Below are 270 nucleotides of genomic sequence, written 5' to 3' on the forward strand. Positions count from 1 at the left end.
CCTACGTGATGCTCTCGGGCCAGGGCGCCGAAGCGTTCGCCAAGAGCATCGGCATGCCGCTGGCCGACCCCCCGTACTTCCGCACCGAGCAGCGCTGGCAGCAGCTGCAGCAGGCGCTGAAGGAGGACGCCGCGAAGCAGCCGCATGCGGACGTCGAGACGGCCAAACACTTCGGCACGGTCGGTGCGGTGGCGCTGGATGCGCAAGGCCGCCTGGCCGCCGGCACCTCCACCGGCGGCATGACTGACAAGCGCTGGGGCCGCGTCGGCG

Annotated in this window: 1 protein-coding gene; it reads left to right on the forward strand. The window is 71.9% G+C overall.

Annotation, left to right across the window (positions count from 1 at the left end; genetic code table 11):
* Positions 1 to 270, forward strand: a 270-nt coding sequence (locus UUA_RS18370) for an isoaspartyl peptidase/L-asparaginase (protein ID WP_008439769.1), incomplete at both ends; no start/stop codon positions are given.

The organism is Rhodanobacter thiooxydans LCS2, from assembly GCF_000264375.1.
Classification (GTDB): domain Bacteria; phylum Pseudomonadota; class Gammaproteobacteria; order Xanthomonadales; family Rhodanobacteraceae; genus Rhodanobacter; species Rhodanobacter thiooxydans.